This window comes from Novosphingobium nitrogenifigens DSM 19370, from assembly GCF_000192575.1.
Lineage (GTDB): Bacteria > Pseudomonadota > Alphaproteobacteria > Sphingomonadales > Sphingomonadaceae > Novosphingobium > Novosphingobium nitrogenifigens.
The window spans coordinates 17,721-33,360 of sequence record NZ_GL876926.1 but is presented as its reverse complement, the minus strand read 5'-3'; the positions used below and the strand labels follow the sequence as shown (position 1 = coordinate 33,360).

11 protein-coding genes are annotated in these 15,640 nt (G+C 62.0%); 7 read left to right on the top strand and 4 right to left on the bottom strand.

Translation table 11 applies throughout. The annotated features are described in order from the left end of the window. The first annotated feature begins 56 nt into the window (after nucleotides 1-56). Genes traU through Y88_RS00525 form a run of 6 tightly spaced genes read left to right on the top strand, consistent with a single transcriptional unit; the run spans nucleotide 57 to nucleotide 8,893 of the window. On the top strand, nucleotides 57-1,058 hold the full coding sequence (gene traU / locus Y88_RS00550; RefSeq protein WP_008065162.1) for a conjugal transfer pilus assembly protein TraU: 1,002 nt from the start codon (nucleotides 57-59) through the stop codon (nucleotides 1,056-1,058). A 14-nt stretch (nucleotides 1,059-1,072) separates the two neighbouring features. After that, nucleotides 1,073-1,831, top strand: coding sequence for a type-F conjugative transfer system pilin assembly protein TrbC (gene trbC, locus Y88_RS00545; protein WP_008065161.1), 759 nt, complete (start codon nucleotides 1,073-1,075; stop codon nucleotides 1,829-1,831). Beyond that, the gene (locus tag Y88_RS00540) at nucleotides 1,828-3,741 is read left to right on the top strand and encodes a conjugal transfer protein TraN (RefSeq protein ID WP_050805603.1); all 1,914 of its coding nucleotides are present in this window, start codon (nucleotides 1,828-1,830) and stop codon (nucleotides 3,739-3,741) included. The genes trbC and Y88_RS00540 overlap by 4 nt, the downstream gene beginning before the upstream one ends. Continuing rightward, nucleotides 3,725-4,675 carry a conjugal transfer protein TraF gene (locus Y88_RS00535; protein WP_008065159.1) on the top strand — a complete coding sequence of 317 codons (951 nt, stop codon included), beginning with the start codon at nucleotides 3,725-3,727 and terminating at the stop codon, nucleotides 4,673-4,675. Before Y88_RS00540 ends, Y88_RS00535 begins: the two co-directional genes overlap by 17 nt. After that, the gene (locus tag Y88_RS00530; RefSeq protein ID WP_008065158.1) at nucleotides 4,675-6,105 is read left to right on the top strand and encodes a conjugal transfer protein TraH; all 1,431 of its coding nucleotides are present in this window, start codon (nucleotides 4,675-4,677) and stop codon (nucleotides 6,103-6,105) included. Before Y88_RS00535 ends, Y88_RS00530 begins: the two co-directional genes overlap by 1 nt. 10 nt (nucleotides 6,106-6,115) lie before the next feature. Beyond that, nucleotides 6,116-8,893, top strand: a complete 2,778-nt coding sequence (locus Y88_RS00525; RefSeq protein ID WP_008065157.1) for a conjugal transfer protein TraG N-terminal domain-containing protein — start codon at nucleotides 6,116-6,118, stop codon at nucleotides 8,891-8,893. Nucleotides 8,894-8,906: 13 nt separating this feature from the next. On the opposite strand, the gene Y88_RS00520 is transcribed toward Y88_RS00525, so the two are convergent. After that, entirely contained in the window at nucleotides 8,907-9,254 is a 348-nt protein-coding gene (locus Y88_RS00520) for a hypothetical protein (RefSeq protein ID WP_008065156.1), read from the bottom strand. A 194-nt stretch (nucleotides 9,255-9,448) separates the two neighbouring features. Here Y88_RS00520 and Y88_RS00515 point away from each other — a divergent pair, with 194 nt between their 5' ends. After that, a complete protein-coding gene (locus tag Y88_RS00515; protein WP_008065154.1) occupies nucleotides 9,449-9,634 on the top strand; it encodes a hypothetical protein in 186 nt (61 codons plus the stop codon). A 113-nt stretch (nucleotides 9,635-9,747) separates the two neighbouring features. Here Y88_RS00515 and mobF read toward each other — a convergent pair whose 3' ends face one another. The 3 genes from mobF to Y88_RS00500 are packed head-to-tail and all read right to left on the bottom strand — an operon-like array spanning nucleotide 9,748 to nucleotide 15,484. After that, a complete protein-coding gene (gene mobF / locus Y88_RS00510) occupies nucleotides 9,748-12,756 on the bottom strand; it encodes a MobF family relaxase (RefSeq protein WP_008065152.1) in 3,009 nt (1,002 codons plus the stop codon). Nucleotides 12,757-12,759: 3 nt separating this feature from the next. Beyond that, nucleotides 12,760-15,204, bottom strand: coding sequence for a type IV secretion system DNA-binding domain-containing protein (locus Y88_RS00505; RefSeq protein ID WP_008065151.1), 2,445 nt, complete (start codon nucleotides 15,202-15,204; stop codon nucleotides 12,760-12,762). Next, nucleotides 15,194-15,484 carry a hypothetical protein gene (locus tag Y88_RS00500; RefSeq protein ID WP_008065150.1) on the bottom strand — a complete coding sequence of 97 codons (291 nt, stop codon included), beginning with the start codon at nucleotides 15,482-15,484 and terminating at the stop codon, nucleotides 15,194-15,196. Before Y88_RS00500 ends, Y88_RS00505 begins: the two co-directional genes overlap by 11 nt. Nucleotides 15,485-15,640 lie beyond the last annotated feature (156 nt).

Genomic DNA, 15,640 nt, shown 5'->3' with positions numbered 1-15,640 from the left:
AACGCTTTGGGCGTGGGCTACGCTCCGGCAAGGCAGCGCGCCGCGCTCCCCGTCGGATGGGCAAATTCTGGGCGATGCTCGCCGCCAGCCTGGCGTTGGGTTCGGCGCAAGTGGCGCAGGCGCAAGGCTCGCCTACTTGCCACGGCCATTTCCCCAATCCCATCACCGACATCTGCTGGGATTGCTTCTTCCCGCTCTCGATCGGTGGTTTCGACCTCTGGCCGAGCGACAAGCCCGACCCTGGAAACCCCAGCCTGCCGGTATGCCTCTGCGGCATCCGGCCGGGCCTGTCCTTCGGCTTCTGGGAGCCGGTGCGCCTTATCGATGTGACGACCAAGCCCTTCTGCTTCCCCAACCTTGGCGGGCTGACGATCAATCCTGGCATGTATGTGGGCAACGGCCATGTCTCGACCGCCTCACAGAAGGGCGGCAACACGCAGATGAGCGCCCAGTATCAGGCACATTATTACGTCTACCCGCTGTTCTATCTGCTCGAACTGCTGGGAGATTTCATCTGCTTTGAATCCGCCTCCTTCGATCTGGCCTATATGACCGAGATCGACCCGACCTGGAACGACGATACGCTGGCTGCGCTGGTCTATCCCGAGACCGTGGTCTTCGATTTTCCGCTGGCGCAGGTCGCTTGTGCTGCCGATTGCGTCGCCGCCACCGCCGCGCTGCCGCTCGACCAACTCTTCTGGTGCGCAGGCTGCAATGGCTCGATGTACCCGATGACCGGCAACATCGGTAACAACGATACGATGGACCAGTCGATGCGGCTTGCGGCCGAGCGCATGGTCTTCAAGATGCACCGCACCGCGCTGGCCTGGGGCACGATGGGGGATCAGGGCCTCTGCGGCAAATATATCATGCCGATCATGCGTAAGCAGCAATACCGGCTGCAAATGGTCAATCCGGTCGCGGCCACCTCAGGCCGCTATGCCTGCCAGCCTCCCGGAGGATCGACAGCCGTCCAGATCACCTCGCACACCTATCCGGTGGTGGGTGAGGATGTGGGCTACCTCCTTTGGCGCAAGCGCAATTGCTGCGCGTTCTGATGGGAGGGTCAAAGATGCGCAAATCTCTCCTGTTGCTCGGCTCTCTGGTCACCCTCGGCGGTGTCGGCACGGTGCTGGCCCAGACCACGGTCGATGGTCTCAATCTCGATGCCATCAACAAGGCAGCGCAGGCCCATGCCCGCAACCTCGGTCAATTTGTGGATCAAGTCCTCGGCCATCAGGCCGAGGCCAACGCCGATTTGGCCGACGACATGGCCGCATTGGTTGAGAGTTCTCAGGCCAGGGTGAAATCCGAAGCGACAGCGCGGGCCAAGGTGAACCCGACAGGCGATCCGATCGATCTAGACGCGCTGGTGGCGGACGCTGGCCACAGCATGGCGCCATCCCCGCAAGCTGCCCCGATGCTGATTGCCTTTGCCAGCCTGTCGATGCCGCCCGAGTCCCTGAAACGAATGATTGCCGACGTTTCCAAGGCGGGCGGCATGGTGGTCTTCAGGGGGTTCTCGCCCGGTGGTCCCAAGCCCTTCATGGCCGCATTGCATGAGGCCATCGGTGATACGTCCGGCGCTCATGTCAGCATCGATCCGCGGCTTTTCCGTGCCTTTGGCATTGAGGCGGTGCCCACCTATGTCGCGGCTTCGTCCAGCTTCGACCTCTGCTCGGGCGAAGACTGCGCTAGCAGCCCGACGCCCTATGACCGCATCGCTGGCAACGTCACCACCCATTTCGCGCTCGAGACCATCGCGCAAGGCCATGGCCCTGGCGCGATGGTTGCAAAGCAAGCGCTGGCCAATCTGGACCGCGTGCCATGAGGGGCCGCGCGATTTTGCTGGTGGGATTGGCTTGCCGCGCATTGCTCGCCGGTGCGCCGCTCGCTGCCCAGACCGTCGATCCCAAGGCTGCTGCCAGTGCGATCGCCAGCCAGTTGCTGGGCCAGGTCACCGGCAATGTCACCAGCCAGTCCGCGCCCAATGCCGTGCCCGGCTATGGCGGTGCCGATCTGCCGCAAGGCCAGTATCTGTCCAACCCGAACAGCCTTGCAGGGGACGGTGCGGTCGCCGCAGTCACCTCGCAGCCCTATGCCATCGTCACCAACCCGAACCGACCAGTGGTCGATGCCTCGAGCCTTGGCCTCTCGAGCGCCAAGCAGGTCGAGAGCAGCCCGACGAGCTACACCGGGATAGTGGGGAGTTCACAGGGCAATTGCCAGCCCATTCCGGCCAGCAGCGGCACGAGCAGCACCTATTACGATTCCTGCCACATCGGGACCGCCGAGACAGACAGCAGCTTCTCCTGCACCATTGGCTGGACCAACCAGTTCACCAGCGCCTACCAATATACCTGCCACACCTCGGAATGGGACATCTACAACCCCAACACCGGCGGCACGTTCTATTGGGGCGAGGTCTCCGACTGTGGCAGCTTTGCAAGCCAATCTTCCTGCACGCAGGTCAACCAGACCAAGAAGCCATCGGTCACCAACTGGCCGCCCGGCGCGGGCCTCGGCATGGTCTTCACCGAGACCGACACGACCTACAATTGCGGCGCGCAGACCAATTACGGCGCGAGTGCCTCGAAGACCTATTGCATCAATCACACGACGCTCTGCTTCGAGCCTCCGCCGCAGGATCTGGCTCCGGGTGTGCCAGGCGCGGCCTATGTCGGGCCGATCCAGATCTATCAGGGCTCGAGCGTCGACAATGCCGACTGTCAGGCCAAGCTGAAAGCCCTGCCGACCGGCGAGACTTGCATGCAACCCAGCCAGGTCTGCGTCGATGCCTCGCCCACCACGCGAACCATCAACGGCGTCCCGGTCACGCACGATTGTTGGCAATGGCAGGCCAGCTACCAGTGCAGCACGCTCTCGAATGCGAACGACTGCGCAACACTATCGGCGAAGAACAATTGCAGCTTCGACCACGAGGTCTGCCTCGACAGCCCGCAGATGGGTGCCTGTCAGGTCAAAAGCGAGGTCTACAAATGCACGACCCCGGCGACAAGCCAGACCACCCAGGCCTATTCGTGCAGCGGGGACGTCTATTGCATCGATGGAAGCTGCACCCAGCTTCCGACCTCGCCGGCGCCTGATCTGGCCAAAACCTTAGTCGCCATGAACGCGATGAAGGATGCCAAGCAGCAATTCGACGCCAACAACCTGACGATCTTCGATGGCGATGCCACCGGCTGCCACAAGCCGCTCTTCGGCCTCGTCAATTGCTGTGCGGGCAAGGTTTCCGGCCTGCTGACGGGCGCGGCGGCCGCCACGGCCGCCATCGGCCTCGCCTCGGGCAATCCGGCCATGCTGCTGGGCCTTGTGACCCAGTTCCTGCCGCTCTTCATGTGCTCGGGCGAGGAGATGCAACTCGACGTCAAAGACCGCATGGGCCTGTGCCATTATGTCGGCGAATATTGCTCGGAAAAGGCGCTCTTCGTCTGCACCACCATGCGCAAGAGCTACTGCTGCTACCAGTCCAAGCTTGCCCGTGTGATCCAGGAACAGGGCCGCGCGCAATTGGGGCTGGATTTCGGGAGCCCGCAATCGCCGACCTGCACCGGCTTTACCGTCGACCAGTTCTCCAAGCTCGACCTCTCCAAGATGGATTTCGCGGAAGTCTTTGCCGACTTCACCAGCGCGGTGTCGCTGCCCGCCTCGCTCCAGACCTCCGCCCAGATCCAGCAGAAGGTCCAAGCCTACTACCAAACCCATGGTCAAGGATCCTGACGCCATGCGCAAAGCCTCACGCCCGATCACCGCCACGTTCGCCGCCTTACTCGCTGGCGTAAGTCTTCTTGCGGCCAGCCCGCTCATGGCGATGGACAGCCCGCAAGCCAGCCCCACACTGGACCAGGAGGACATGTCCAATCGTGAGGATGTGAACCCGTCCACGCGTGAACAGGCGGACAAGGCCACAGGTGAACTTGTGGACACGTTCACCGTTACCGGCGATCCCTTCTATTGCGGCGAGCGCAAGCTGGGCACCTGGTTCTACTGCGAACGCCCGAAGGCCAAGCCCAGCGCGCCCACGACCAGCCCCGGTTCGGCATCGCCGACCTACCGCCAGCAGCTCGACAAGATCGGTGCGCGGCTTGAGGAGCTGAAGGCCAAGGCGATCCTCGAGCCGACCTCGGACAATATTATCGCCTATGTCCGCTATCAGCGCGAGCAACTCGACCGCGCCTCGACCTTTGCCGATGTCTGGGAGCGGGCCATCTGGCAGCACCCCGATCTCGATTACACGCTCCAGCGCCCGGTCAGCACGCTGGGCAAGACGGCATGGCTCGCCCAGCGCAAGACCGACCGTGAGGCCGTCATCTCATCGCTGTCGGAACGCTATGGGCTGTTCTTCTTCTACTCGTCGTCCTGCGGGGCCTGCGAGGTGTTCTCGCCCATCGTCCGCACGCTCTCGGACAAATATCACCTCTCGGTCCTGCCGGTCTCGATGGATGGCGGCCCGACACCCGCTTTTCCGCGCTTTGTCGTCAATCAGGGCCAGTATGAGAAGATGGGGCTAGAAGGCGGTCAGGTGCCGGCGCTCGTGCTCTTCGACACCTATCTCAAGAAGCCGATCCCTATCGGTTACGGCATCATGGCCGAGGATGAGGTGCTGCAACGCATCTTCTATCTCACCAGCGTCAAACCGGGGAGCGACTTCTGATGCGCTGGCCCCATGCGATCCGCCATTGGCTGGCCCGCATCCTCGCTGTGCTGGCGCTGGGCAATCTGCTCTGCGTCCAGACCGCGCAGGCTGATGTGAATGGCCAGCTCAATTCGTTTTTCTCGAACCTTGGCGGGGCGGCGAATGCCACTGGCCCGGTTGCCTATAACGGCCAACAGGGCGGCTATTACTCGGGCGGCAACCTCTGGGTGCGCTTCCCGGCGCAAACGACCTATCAGTTGGGCTCCCTCCAGATGCCCAGCGTCAAGGCCGGCTGCGGCGGCATCGACATTTTCACCGGCGGCTTTTCCTTCATCAACACCGACCAGATCGTCGCGGCCATGAAGGCGGCCGCCAATGGCGCGCTGGCCTTCGTCTTTGACCTCGCGATCAACGCCATCTCCTCACAGATCGGCACATCGATCGAGAAGATGATGCAGAAGGTCCAGCAGTTCACCCAGCACAGCCTCGACGCCTGTCAGGCAGGCCAACAGGTGGCAGCAGGCCTTGCCGGTATGGTGGGCGCGCGCGACAGCCAATTCTGCAAGATTATCGGCAACAGCCAGGGCGTCTTCTCTGACTGGGCATCGTCCGAGCAGGGCTGCGGCACAGGAGGCAGCCAAAGCTCGACCATCAAGGGCAACTCGGACAGCACGATTCCGGCCGGACCCTACAATTACACTTGGGTAATGCTGAGCCAGAAATACCCAAGCTTCGACACCGCCTTCAAACAATACCTGATGAGCCTTGTCGGCACGGTGATCTACCAGCCCGGCACCAGCGACACGCAAGGCCCAACCTTCAAGTTTCTGGGCCAAGGCGATCCGGCGCTCATCACCGCGCTGCTCGATGGTGGCAACAGCGCCACCGTCTATGCCTGCGACACCACCGACAAGTGCCTCAACCCCTCGCAGACCAGCCTGTCGGTCAGCACAGCCAATGCGCTCAAGACGCGGGTCTACAACCTGCTGATCGACATTGCCGGGCGCATCCAGGGCAACCAGCAACTGACCTCCGAGGAGATCGGCCTGCTCGGCGCCACCACAATCCCGCTCTACAAGATCATGGTGGTGAACGCTGCGGCGAGCTTTGGCGGCATGAACTCGGCTGACATTTCCAGCTTGGCCGAGATCACCTCGGTCGACCTGCTCGAAACCATCGTCGGCCAGTTCTACAGACTCGTGACTGACGGCCAATCTTCCTTCCAGAACGCCGATCCGCTGACCCTCAAGCAGTGGCAGGATCAGCTCCGCGATGTGACCAAAACGCTGGACGCGCAGGTGGTCCATAATTCCGAGCGGCTGACCCGCACCGAGCAGATCCTCGAGCGAACGATCCGTATCGAGGCCACGCTGCGCAACACCATGTCCCCACAGATGACCGCCGCCCTCCAGTTCGAGAGGTCGCTCGGCCAGCACCCCCTTCAGTGAGATCAGCCTCATGACCGTCAATCTCATCACCAGCGGGGGCGGTCAGTATATCGTCAACGTGCTGAATGCCGTCGCCGCCTGGACAGGTGGCGGCGGTTTCCGTTCGATGCTGCAAGTCGTGCTGGTGATGGGCCTCGGCTACAGCCTGCTGGTGATGGCCTTCTCATTGAACTGGCGGGTGCTGTTACACTGGTTCCTCTCGGCGACCGCCATGTACATGTGCATGATCGTGCCCACGACCACGGTGGTCGTCTCCGACACGATCAACCCGACGGTGGGCAATGGCGCGGTGGCCAATGTGCCAATCGGCCTTGCTATGGTCGCCAGCTTTTCGAGCCAAGTGAACAACTGGCTGACCAAGACAGCCGAGACTGTCTTCACCATGCCCTTGGCGCTGACCTATAGCGCGGGCGGGATGATCTATCCCACTCGGCTCAACGATTTGACCAGCCAGTTCACGATCGCCGATCCGATCATGAAGGCCAATGTCGAGGGCTATCTGGCCCAATGCACCTTCTATGACATCCTGCTCGGCCAAGGGAATGGTTGGTCGACGCTGGCCAGTTCGCCCGACCTGCTCTCCGCCATCGGCCCGGGCTCGCCGGCGCGCTCGACCACATGGATCCCCGCCGGTGGAGGCACAGCCTCGATCATCGGCTGCCAGAGCGCCTATCAGGCCATTGTTCAGGCCTATCCGGCCCTGACCACCGCTGGGATCAACTCAGCGGCGCCCGCCTTCTATCCTAACCTGTCTGCCGCCAGCGCAGTGGCCAAACTCAAGAGTGATCTACCCACCATGGCGCAGGCCTATTATGGCGGCACCTCGATGAGCGCGCAGACCATCTTTCAGCAGCGCTCTCTGGTGAACGCCTTCATGGAAGCGCGGGCCAACTTCGGATCGGGCGGAGGCGATACCTTCGCCGCGCTTCATGCCGATGTTCAGGCGCAAAACAGCTATATCTCGGCGGCGCGGCAGGCGATGACCTGGGTGCCGGTGCTGAACCTCGTGCTCACCATCGTCTTCTATGCGATGTTTCCGGTGGTCTTCCCGCTCTTCCTGTTTCCGCAGACCGGGCCGGCGCTGCTGAAGGGCTACCTCACGGGCTTCTTCTATCTTGCATCCTGGGGACCGATCTATGCTGTGCTCCACATGTTCATCACGCAATATTCGGCGGCCCAGCTTTCCGCGCTCGCGCCGAGTGGCATGACCATGGCCACGATGGTGGGTATCGATTCCGTCAACCAGAACATGGAAACGCTGGCTGGCTACCTCTTGATGTTCGTGCCGGTCATGGCCGCCGGTATGGCCAAGGGCGCCATGTCCATCGCGTCCAACACCACCGCCATGCTGGCGCCCGCGATGCACGCGGCCGAGGCTGCCGCCGTCGAGCGCACCACCGGAAACTATGCCTATGGCAACAGCCAGTTCCAGAACGTGACCGGGCATCAGGTCAACACCGCGCCCACCTGGACCGTCTCGGCCAGCCCGATCCCGCAGGTCAACATGCGCGGGGACAATGGTACGATCACCTCGACGATGGCCGACGGCTCGACCGTCTACAACACTTCGCAAGGCATCAGTCGTTTCGGCTTCTCGGCCAGCGAGATGCAAAGCGTCACTGGCAATCTTCAGCAGACCGGCGCGCAATATCACACGCGCGCCAATGCGCTGCGGGAGACCTCGGCCGAGCGCTGGAGCCACGGAATGCGCACCCTCGACAGCCTATCGTCTGGCTCGCGCCGTGCGAGCGGCAGTGAAGGGGCGACAGGCGGTCAGGGCGGGAACACCACCACATTGTCCGATCGGCAGGGGACCGATTCCAAGCAGCATACCGGCACCAACCGCACGATTGGCGAGAACCTTACTTCGGGCCGCTCGCTGGGCCATTCCGAGACCAACACGTTTGGGATCAATGCGGGCGCGAAGGCGGGTGTCGGCGGAAAGGTGCTGGGCGCCGAGGTGGGCGCCTCGGCAGGCGGAACATGGGATCATCGGTGGACGAAAACCACCGGCGATCAGGAAGCCCATGGCACCAGCGACAGCCTCAGCCAAAGCCAGGGCAGCAACGTCACGCGCTACCATGCCAATGGGCAGGACATCACGCTCACCGATGGCGGCTACTGGCGTGATGGCACCTTCCACCGCATCGAGAACTTTTCTGAAAAGCGCCACGCCATCGAGCGCGACTTTTCCGAGGCGCAATCACTGGAGCGGCAGGCAACCCGCTCCGACGAGGTCGGATCCCGCCTCGAAAGTATGGCCTCGCTCTCGCGCAGCAACGGCTACCAGATCTCCGACGACATGAGCCAGGTCATTGCCTCGCGCTATGCCGAAATGGCGGCAAGCCCTGAATTCCGCGATCTGGGCGCGCCATCACTCACCAACACCACACCATCCCCCCATCAGCGCGAAGTCCGTAACATGATCGTCGGGCGCATTCTGGAGCAATATGCGGCCGAGGGCTTGGCGCCGGTTCGGGCGGGTCTGGTGGATCCGGCTGCGGCGATGGGTGCCGTGCCAGCGCCCGCTGAGTTTTCCATGCCACATGCAACGCCTCGACCGCAGGGTCGCCGTAGCGCAGGATCAGCGGCCCGCCACGCGTCCCAGGGCCCGGGAGGTGGATCGGACACGCCCCATCATGCGCCGGGCGATGATGTTGCCAGAGCAGCAATTCAGAGGGGGGCCACTGAAGTTGCTGGTGATGACGCAGCAGCCAGGGCGACATTCGCGCGGAAAAGTGCCGCTACGGATGTCGAAGACAAAAGGATCAAACGCGATACACAATAAGCCTCAGTACAGCTTATTTGTGAGGCTTAAATCCGGGATCGGACTGAAATTCATCCGCGACCCGATCCATAGCTGCATGGCTCTCCAACTGCTGCTGATGATCCCGATAGGCATAAAGCCCCCCAAACACAGCAACCGCAACCAAGATTACCGGCACGACAATCATCACCGCCGTGGCGATCTTCCGCTGCCAGGCAACAGCCTGATGGCTCTTCAGGAAGGTGGGGATGCGGTCGTACTCGAGCGCCATCAGCGCTTCGGCCTTCGACCCACGGAAGCCAGCCTCGCGCAAGGCTGCATTCTCAGCAGTCAACTTCTCAACCTGAGCCTTGAGTTGGGCGATTTCGTGCTCGTCATCCATGGCGCCAAGTTACGTCAAAAGAGAACAAAACTCAAACAAATTGACGATTGGTTTGCTGCCAGAAGCAGGGCGGAAAGCCGTGCAAACTGGTCGCGATAAAGCAGAATACGAGCTTTGATGCTGTCGCTGCTTGTTTTGACCAAGAATTGCCGCGAACTTTGTAATAGGATCGCAATGGGTGTATATGCTGGTCTATGGCACATGAACTCGATGACATCCGGGCTCAAACCGAATGCCCTGTCTGCGGCGGCGATCTCAACGTCAGCTACAAAACTATGCGCCTGGGGCGAACAGTGGAGTGCCCGACCTGCGGTGAAACCATCCGCCCCATCGACGACACGCCCATTGGGAAAATTCAAAAGCTGATCGACGAGGCATAGTTCGACAGCGTCAGTGGAGCAGCATCTTCCGAGGTGCCGATGTGCTGCCAGAACCGGGAGAAGGTGGTCCTAACCGACCGGTGCTAGACTTCTGATCATCATGCCAGGACAGGTCACAAACCCAGTTCGATGGTTTTCTCAGGGACATGGGCCAACGCAGGCTTCTTACCGACCTCGGGCTTGGCGCGCTCCCCCCGCAATGTCTTAATATCAATCGCGAATTGGTCGGCCCGATCGGCCGCTGAACTGGGCGAAGGCGATTTGCGCAGACCTTCAGGCGCCGGCGACTGATTTGGAAACGCCGATGCCCCTGCGAGCTCAAGCGCACTGGCCTTGTCTCCGGGATTGGCTTGAATGGACCGGAGCAACGCGTCGCGATCATTTGTATAGATCGTGAGGTCGTCTCGCACGCGGGTAGCCATCACATGCGTCAGTCGCTGGTTTGACAAGTGTCGCTCGGCCGAATGCATGACGCCAATGCCTTGATCGGTGGTCATGCCCTGCGCCTGGTGCATGTTGATCGCGTAAGCCAAGCCAAGGCGGGACAGCATCCGGTCGCTGTGGGCCAACACGATGTTCACACCCTCACTTGTGCGAACCTCCACACCATCACGTTTGATGGCGACTACATCGGCCGAGGCGGAATTGAACAAGCCTCGCGCCTTGTCATTGGCAGTCCAGCGAATGCGGTCGCCTTCATGAAGGCGCAAGGTCTCGCGTTCGAACAGAGCCAGGTGGTCCCGCTTGTCAGTCGGATCAAGGCGATCAGGCCGGAACCGGACCCGCTTGCCCTCCGCGTCACGGAGGCTGACGACGCCCTTGGCGGAAACGCCAACCACATCATAGGTTCCGCGCTCAAGCCCGGCGGGGCGGTCTCGGCCGATCACTTCCAGAACCTGGCCGCTCCGGTAATGGCTGGCATAGCGCATTTCCTCGCGGGTGAGATTGACGCTTTCCAGACGCGAAAGGGCAAGGCCTTCACCGCGCAAGCTGCCTTCGGCCTTGAGCCCATCCTGCACCAGCGCATTGAGATGAGCGCGTGTCCCGCGCCCCGAAGCATAGAGCGCCGTCTTTTCACGATCCTCGGCCGAAAGTTCCAGCCATTTGCGTGCGGCCACCTCTCGAAAATCCGCGCCGGATGAGACCACCCGCTCGCCCAGAACCTCGAAAGCATCCTTGAAATGCCCGCCTCGCGTCAGGGATGCCACAGCCTTCATATGTTCAGTGCGTTGGCGGTGGCTGACATCAAGCTGCGCCATCGCAGGCCTGTGCTGCTGGATCAGGGAAAAAGCCTTGCCGGCATCGATCGGCTGCAATTGGGCGCGGTCCCCAATCATCACCAAGCGATCAAGGCCGAGGCGATTGGCAATGGTCACAAGGTCATTCATCGGCTTGTTCGCCACTAGCGAGGCCTCGTCGAGCACCAGCATGGTATCCTTGAGGGCGGCTCGCGAAGCCTCATAAGCCTCGCCTTGGCCTGCCAGGGCAGCGCGCAGATGCTGGTTCACGAAGGAGGAAACTGTCTGCGCCTCAATCCCGGCCTCGCTTTTCAGCATCTCGACCATCGTGTTGGCCTGCGCCAATCCCAGAACCTGTCGCCCTTCGCTTTTGGCTGTCTCGGCCATCGCTGAAATGAGCGTGGTTTTGCCCGCCCCTGCAACCCCTTGGATCACCACGGTACGGTCACTGCTGGACAGGGCCAGAATACCGGCATCCAATTGCTCCCCGCTCAAGGGGCGATCGCCGGAATGCACCTGCAATCGCTTGGCGGCATCGCTCGCACTCAGCACCGGGCCAGCAATCTCCCGACCAGCGTCGATCCCCTCAAGGAGGCGGCGCTCCTCCGCGATATGCTCTGGTGTCGTGACGTGAGTGACACTGCGATCAGGGCGACCCGATGTCCCGAATACCAACTGGCCCTTGTCAGCCAGAACGCGAACTCGCGCCTCGACGGCCTCGATGGTCACCCCCTTGATGCCCAGATCAAGCGCCGTTCGAGAGATCTCGTGGATCGGAAAAGCTGCCTCGCGTTGGCCCAGGATGCGGATCGCTGAAGCCACAGCCATTTCCGTACCGATCTCGGTCGCTGACAATGCCAACCGCGCCATGCCGCTGGTCACCAAGGGGTCGCCAGGCTTCAGCCACTCCCGCAATCCTTCTGCCCATTGGGCTGCAACGCTCGCGACCTGCCGTAGGGCATCAAAGGCGGTTTGCTTCTGGGATCCTTGCGTTTCCCGCGCCTCGGCTTCGGCAACCACTGCCTTGCCGTCAAACCCTAGCGCCGCTGCCCGCTCCCCCCATTCCGCGCGGAGGCTATCGCGATCATCGAGATTGATCTTGTCGTCGCGCGTGCGCTTGGTGATTTCCCGAAGGAGTTCGGGGTTGCGCCCGTCGCGGCCAAGGTCGGCGGCTTTGGCGAGGATGTCTTCGCGCCGCTGACTGAACTCCGTCAGCACCGCCTTGGGCACGCCCTCGATCTCGAACTGGCCGTGCTTGCCTGTCTGCCGGGTTTGATAGCCAAGCTCTTCGACCATGGTCCGCAAGGCAGCGTGATAGACGCTGCCGATCAGCGAGTTGTTCTTCCAGAGTTCGTCGTTGAACAGCGCCTGCCAGTTGCCCGCGACCTTGGTGAGATTGGCGACCACCACATGAATATGGGCCTGCGGATCAAGCTTGCGGCTCGTATCGTGCTGGAACATGGCATAGGTCAAATGGCCGGTGCGAAGGGGATCGCCCTTGGGGTTGTCGACATAGGTCCGCCCTTCGGCGAAAGTCTTCTCGACCCAGCCCATCGTCTGACGAACGGCCTGCATGTGGGCTGCAAGCAAGCGCTCATCGCCCGCGACATAGGCCAACACACTGGCTGACTTGGGCATCGAGAAGGTCAGGTCGAGCCCAGCGCGCCGCCGCTCGGGATCGCCGATCTGTTCGCCATCGGGCAGCTTGCCCTTGAGGAGATCCTCAAAGACCTGCTTCTCGACCTCGCCGGAAAGGCCCAGTTCCACTGCGCCCAGCCCGCCCCAGCCGCTCACTTCGCTGGCGTGCTCGCCGACATAATAGTCGTCCTTCGCGAAATAGTTGGCAGCGCCGCCTGCTGACCGAACCGAGGCAACCGACAGCACCGGTCAGAACCCCATATCCATATCGTCACCGAGACCAAGCGTTGGGTCACGGTCCACTGGGGTCGGGTGGTGGCGGTGCCTTTCGGCAGGGTCGGTAAATGACTGGCCGGTGCGTTCCTCAATGGTGATCTGCTGTTCGCGGCGCTGGGGTGATGAGGGACCGGTGGGCCTGGATCCCGATGCCTGATCCTCCTTGCCCTTGTCATCACGAGTCGTGCCCGAACTCTCACGTCCACCTGGCGATCTCGAACCCCGCAAACTGTCACGCAGACTGCTGCCGTCGTTGGATGCAGTCGGGGCATCGTCATCGGTCTTGGCCGGGGATTTTTCTTCAGCGCGCGTGTCCGCCTGAGCCTCTGCAGAGGTCATTTCACGCGGATCGGCAACGTCAGGTGCCGGGCGCTCTGTTGCCGCATCCGGCTCACTCGTCGCCGATTCCGGCTCGGCCATGGCCTGTTCGCCCGCACCGACGACGGGCGCCGGCCCACCATCACCGCCCGCGTCCGCTTCCTCGTCGTCCCCGCCGCCTCGGGGAACGTAAGCAGCCAGTTGCATGTCGGTCTTGCGCAGGAAGGGTTCAGCGATCTTGGGATAATCACGCCAGAGGAGGCGGATGCGTGCTGCCGGAAAGCCTTCAGGAAACTTCACATAGCCGTGGAGCGACGGCAGGTTCATGATATCATCCGGGATGACCAGCGGTTTGACCTCGGTGCGCGGCGTTATGGTGGCCGCATCACGCGACCGGCTTGCGCCGATCGAATAGGCCTCGTCCGTCTCACGCACTTCGCGGAAACCAATGAAGTTCGAGCAGACCTCGGCGGTGTTCTTGTCGGCGGTGGCGAGGATCAGCTTGGTGCGGGCCAGCGAGGCCAGATTGATCGCGCCTTCCTCGCCATAGGTTTCCGCCAGTTTGTCGAAGCTGTGCATGCCCAACACGAAGGCCCCGCCAAAGCCGCGGGCGGTCTGCAAGCCATGCTCGATTGCCGGCATCCGGTGAAGCGCGTGGACCTCGTCGAAGAGATACCACATCCGCAAATCACGGGTGCGCGGCATTCCCATCAGCGCATTGACCGCCAGATCCATCCAGAGCGTGAGCAGCGCGCGGTTAAGCGTGAGATCGGTATGGGTCGAGGTGATAAACAGGATCGAGCCCGGCACCGGATCCTCCTGCACCCAGCGCCGGATTGAGAACGGTGCCGCGCCACCCGCCACGGGGTCTGGAAGGAAGCGGATGGCCTGGGCATTGGTGTTGAAGACCGCGCGGATCGATTCCGCCATGCGCGCTGCCTCGACCGCTGTCAGCGGACTGGCGATGGTGTTGGCGAGCTTGGCATGGACCGCCTTGAGGTCGGCCGACATGAGGTGATGGGCGATGGCGCCATTAGTGGTCTCGCCCGAGGCCGCGAGCTTCACGCACATTTCGACAAAGAGCGTCCGCGCCGCCATGGCCCAGAAGGGCTCGGCATTGCCGCCGTCGCTGGGGATCAAGGCAGCCGCCGCCGAGATGTAATCGGCGTAATTCTGGCAGTCGTTGAAGATGGTCCAGGGCGGGCAGCGCTGGTCCATGGGGTTGAGGATATGATCGCGCCCTTCCTCATAGAAGGCCTCGACGAAGGCGCCGGTGAGGTCAAAAACCACACAGCGCTGGCCCCGCTCGCGCGCCTCGGTCACCAGCTTGCGGAGCTGGGTCGTCTTGCCTGCGCCGGTGGTGCCGATCAGCATGGCGTGGGTCTGTTCGAGCCGCCAGGGATAGGCGATGCCCGCCATGGCGTAGGGCACATGCAGGCCCAGCGCGACACGCTCAGCGATGGTCGCCGCAGCGACACGTTCAGCCACCATGGTTGGGTGACGCTCGGCCAGTTCGAGGGCGAATTCGGCAGCGTTGTGGGCCTCGATCTCGCCGTCCAGTACTTCGGCGCTGACCAGCATCGCGCCGCGCTCGTGCCGCTCCCTGAGGATGTCGACGCCGATCTTCTGCGACAGACGGACGAACCAGGTCGCCAGTGGGCCGCTGAAGAAGAGCGATCCGGCCAGAGCTACGATCATGCAACGGACGAATTTGGTCCAGGCCTGCGCGACATCGGGATAGTCAGGCACGTCGCCGATGGTCATGGGTACGATGCTGTCGTCGGGCAGCGTCAGATTGACGCTGTGGCCGGGATCGAGATCGACCAGATCCCACAGGTCGGCAAAGATCCGCATCTCGACGAGTTGCACCTCATGCTCTCGCATCAGCAGCGCCAGCAGCAGGACCAACAGCAGGCTGAAGCTGAGGACTGCTGCCAGGACGGGCCAGCGCAAGCCCTCCATCATCATCATGTAGCGTAGCCGGATGAGCTGCGACCCACGGGTGAAGGCCCCGACGTTGCGGACGATCTCGCCGCGCGCCGATTCATGCTCAACCGCGACTGGGCGCCGGTCGAAGCGAATGTCCCCGTCACGCGGCATGGTATTTTTTCGCGTGTTCGATGGCGAGGTCGAGCAGGCGGTCAGCGTCCTCTGGCGATGCCTTTTGAAGCAGGGCGTCGAGGACAAGTGTGTTGAACTCGATCATGGTGATGAGACGAGGAAAGTCGAAACCATGACCGCGCTCTGCAAAGGGCAGGGCAATGTTGATGAGGTTGCGGGTCGTTTCGGAAATCGACGTGCCCTGCTTCTCGGCAAGGACTTGAAGACGTTCAGCCTGCCGCGCTGTCATGCTGACGCCGATAGGAATGTAGTCGGCCATTCTGCTTCTCTTTGTGCAGAGGCCGGTTCAGTTATCGCCTAGGCAATCTACCGCTTGAGTGGCTGGAATTCAAGCTTCAGACGCTGTCATTCGCCACTCGAGAGCGTAAAGGCGTTGCAGTAGACTGCATCGAAAATAGGACTATTCTAGAGTAAC

Bases quoted from the DNA above. Each gene is read 5' to 3' on its own strand.
- traU (WP_008065162.1), top strand. From the start codon at position 57: ATGGGCAAATTCTGGGCGATGCTCGCCGCCAGCCTGGCGTTGGGTTCG.
- trbC (WP_008065161.1), top strand. From the start codon at position 1,073: ATGCGCAAATCTCTCCTGTTGCTCGGCTCTCTGGTCACCCTCGGCGGT.
- Y88_RS00540 (WP_050805603.1), top strand. From the start codon at position 1,828: ATGAGGGGCCGCGCGATTTTGCTGGTGGGATTGGCTTGCCGCGCATTG.
- Y88_RS00535 (WP_008065159.1), top strand. From the start codon at position 3,725: ATGGTCAAGGATCCTGACGCCATGCGCAAAGCCTCACGCCCGATCACC.
- Y88_RS00530 (WP_008065158.1), top strand. From the start codon at position 4,675: ATGCGCTGGCCCCATGCGATCCGCCATTGGCTGGCCCGCATCCTCGCT.
- Y88_RS00525 (WP_008065157.1), top strand. From the start codon at position 6,116: ATGACCGTCAATCTCATCACCAGCGGGGGCGGTCAGTATATCGTCAAC.
- Y88_RS00520 (WP_008065156.1), bottom strand. From the start codon at position 9,254: ATGGATGACGAGCACGAAATCGCCCAACTCAAGGCTCAGGTTGAGAAG.
- Y88_RS00515 (WP_008065154.1), top strand. From the start codon at position 9,449: ATGGCACATGAACTCGATGACATCCGGGCTCAAACCGAATGCCCTGTC.
- Y88_RS00505 (WP_008065151.1), bottom strand. From the start codon at position 15,204: ATGCCGCGTGACGGGGACATTCGCTTCGACCGGCGCCCAGTCGCGGTT.
- Y88_RS00500 (WP_008065150.1), bottom strand. From the start codon at position 15,484: ATGGCCGACTACATTCCTATCGGCGTCAGCATGACAGCGCGGCAGGCT.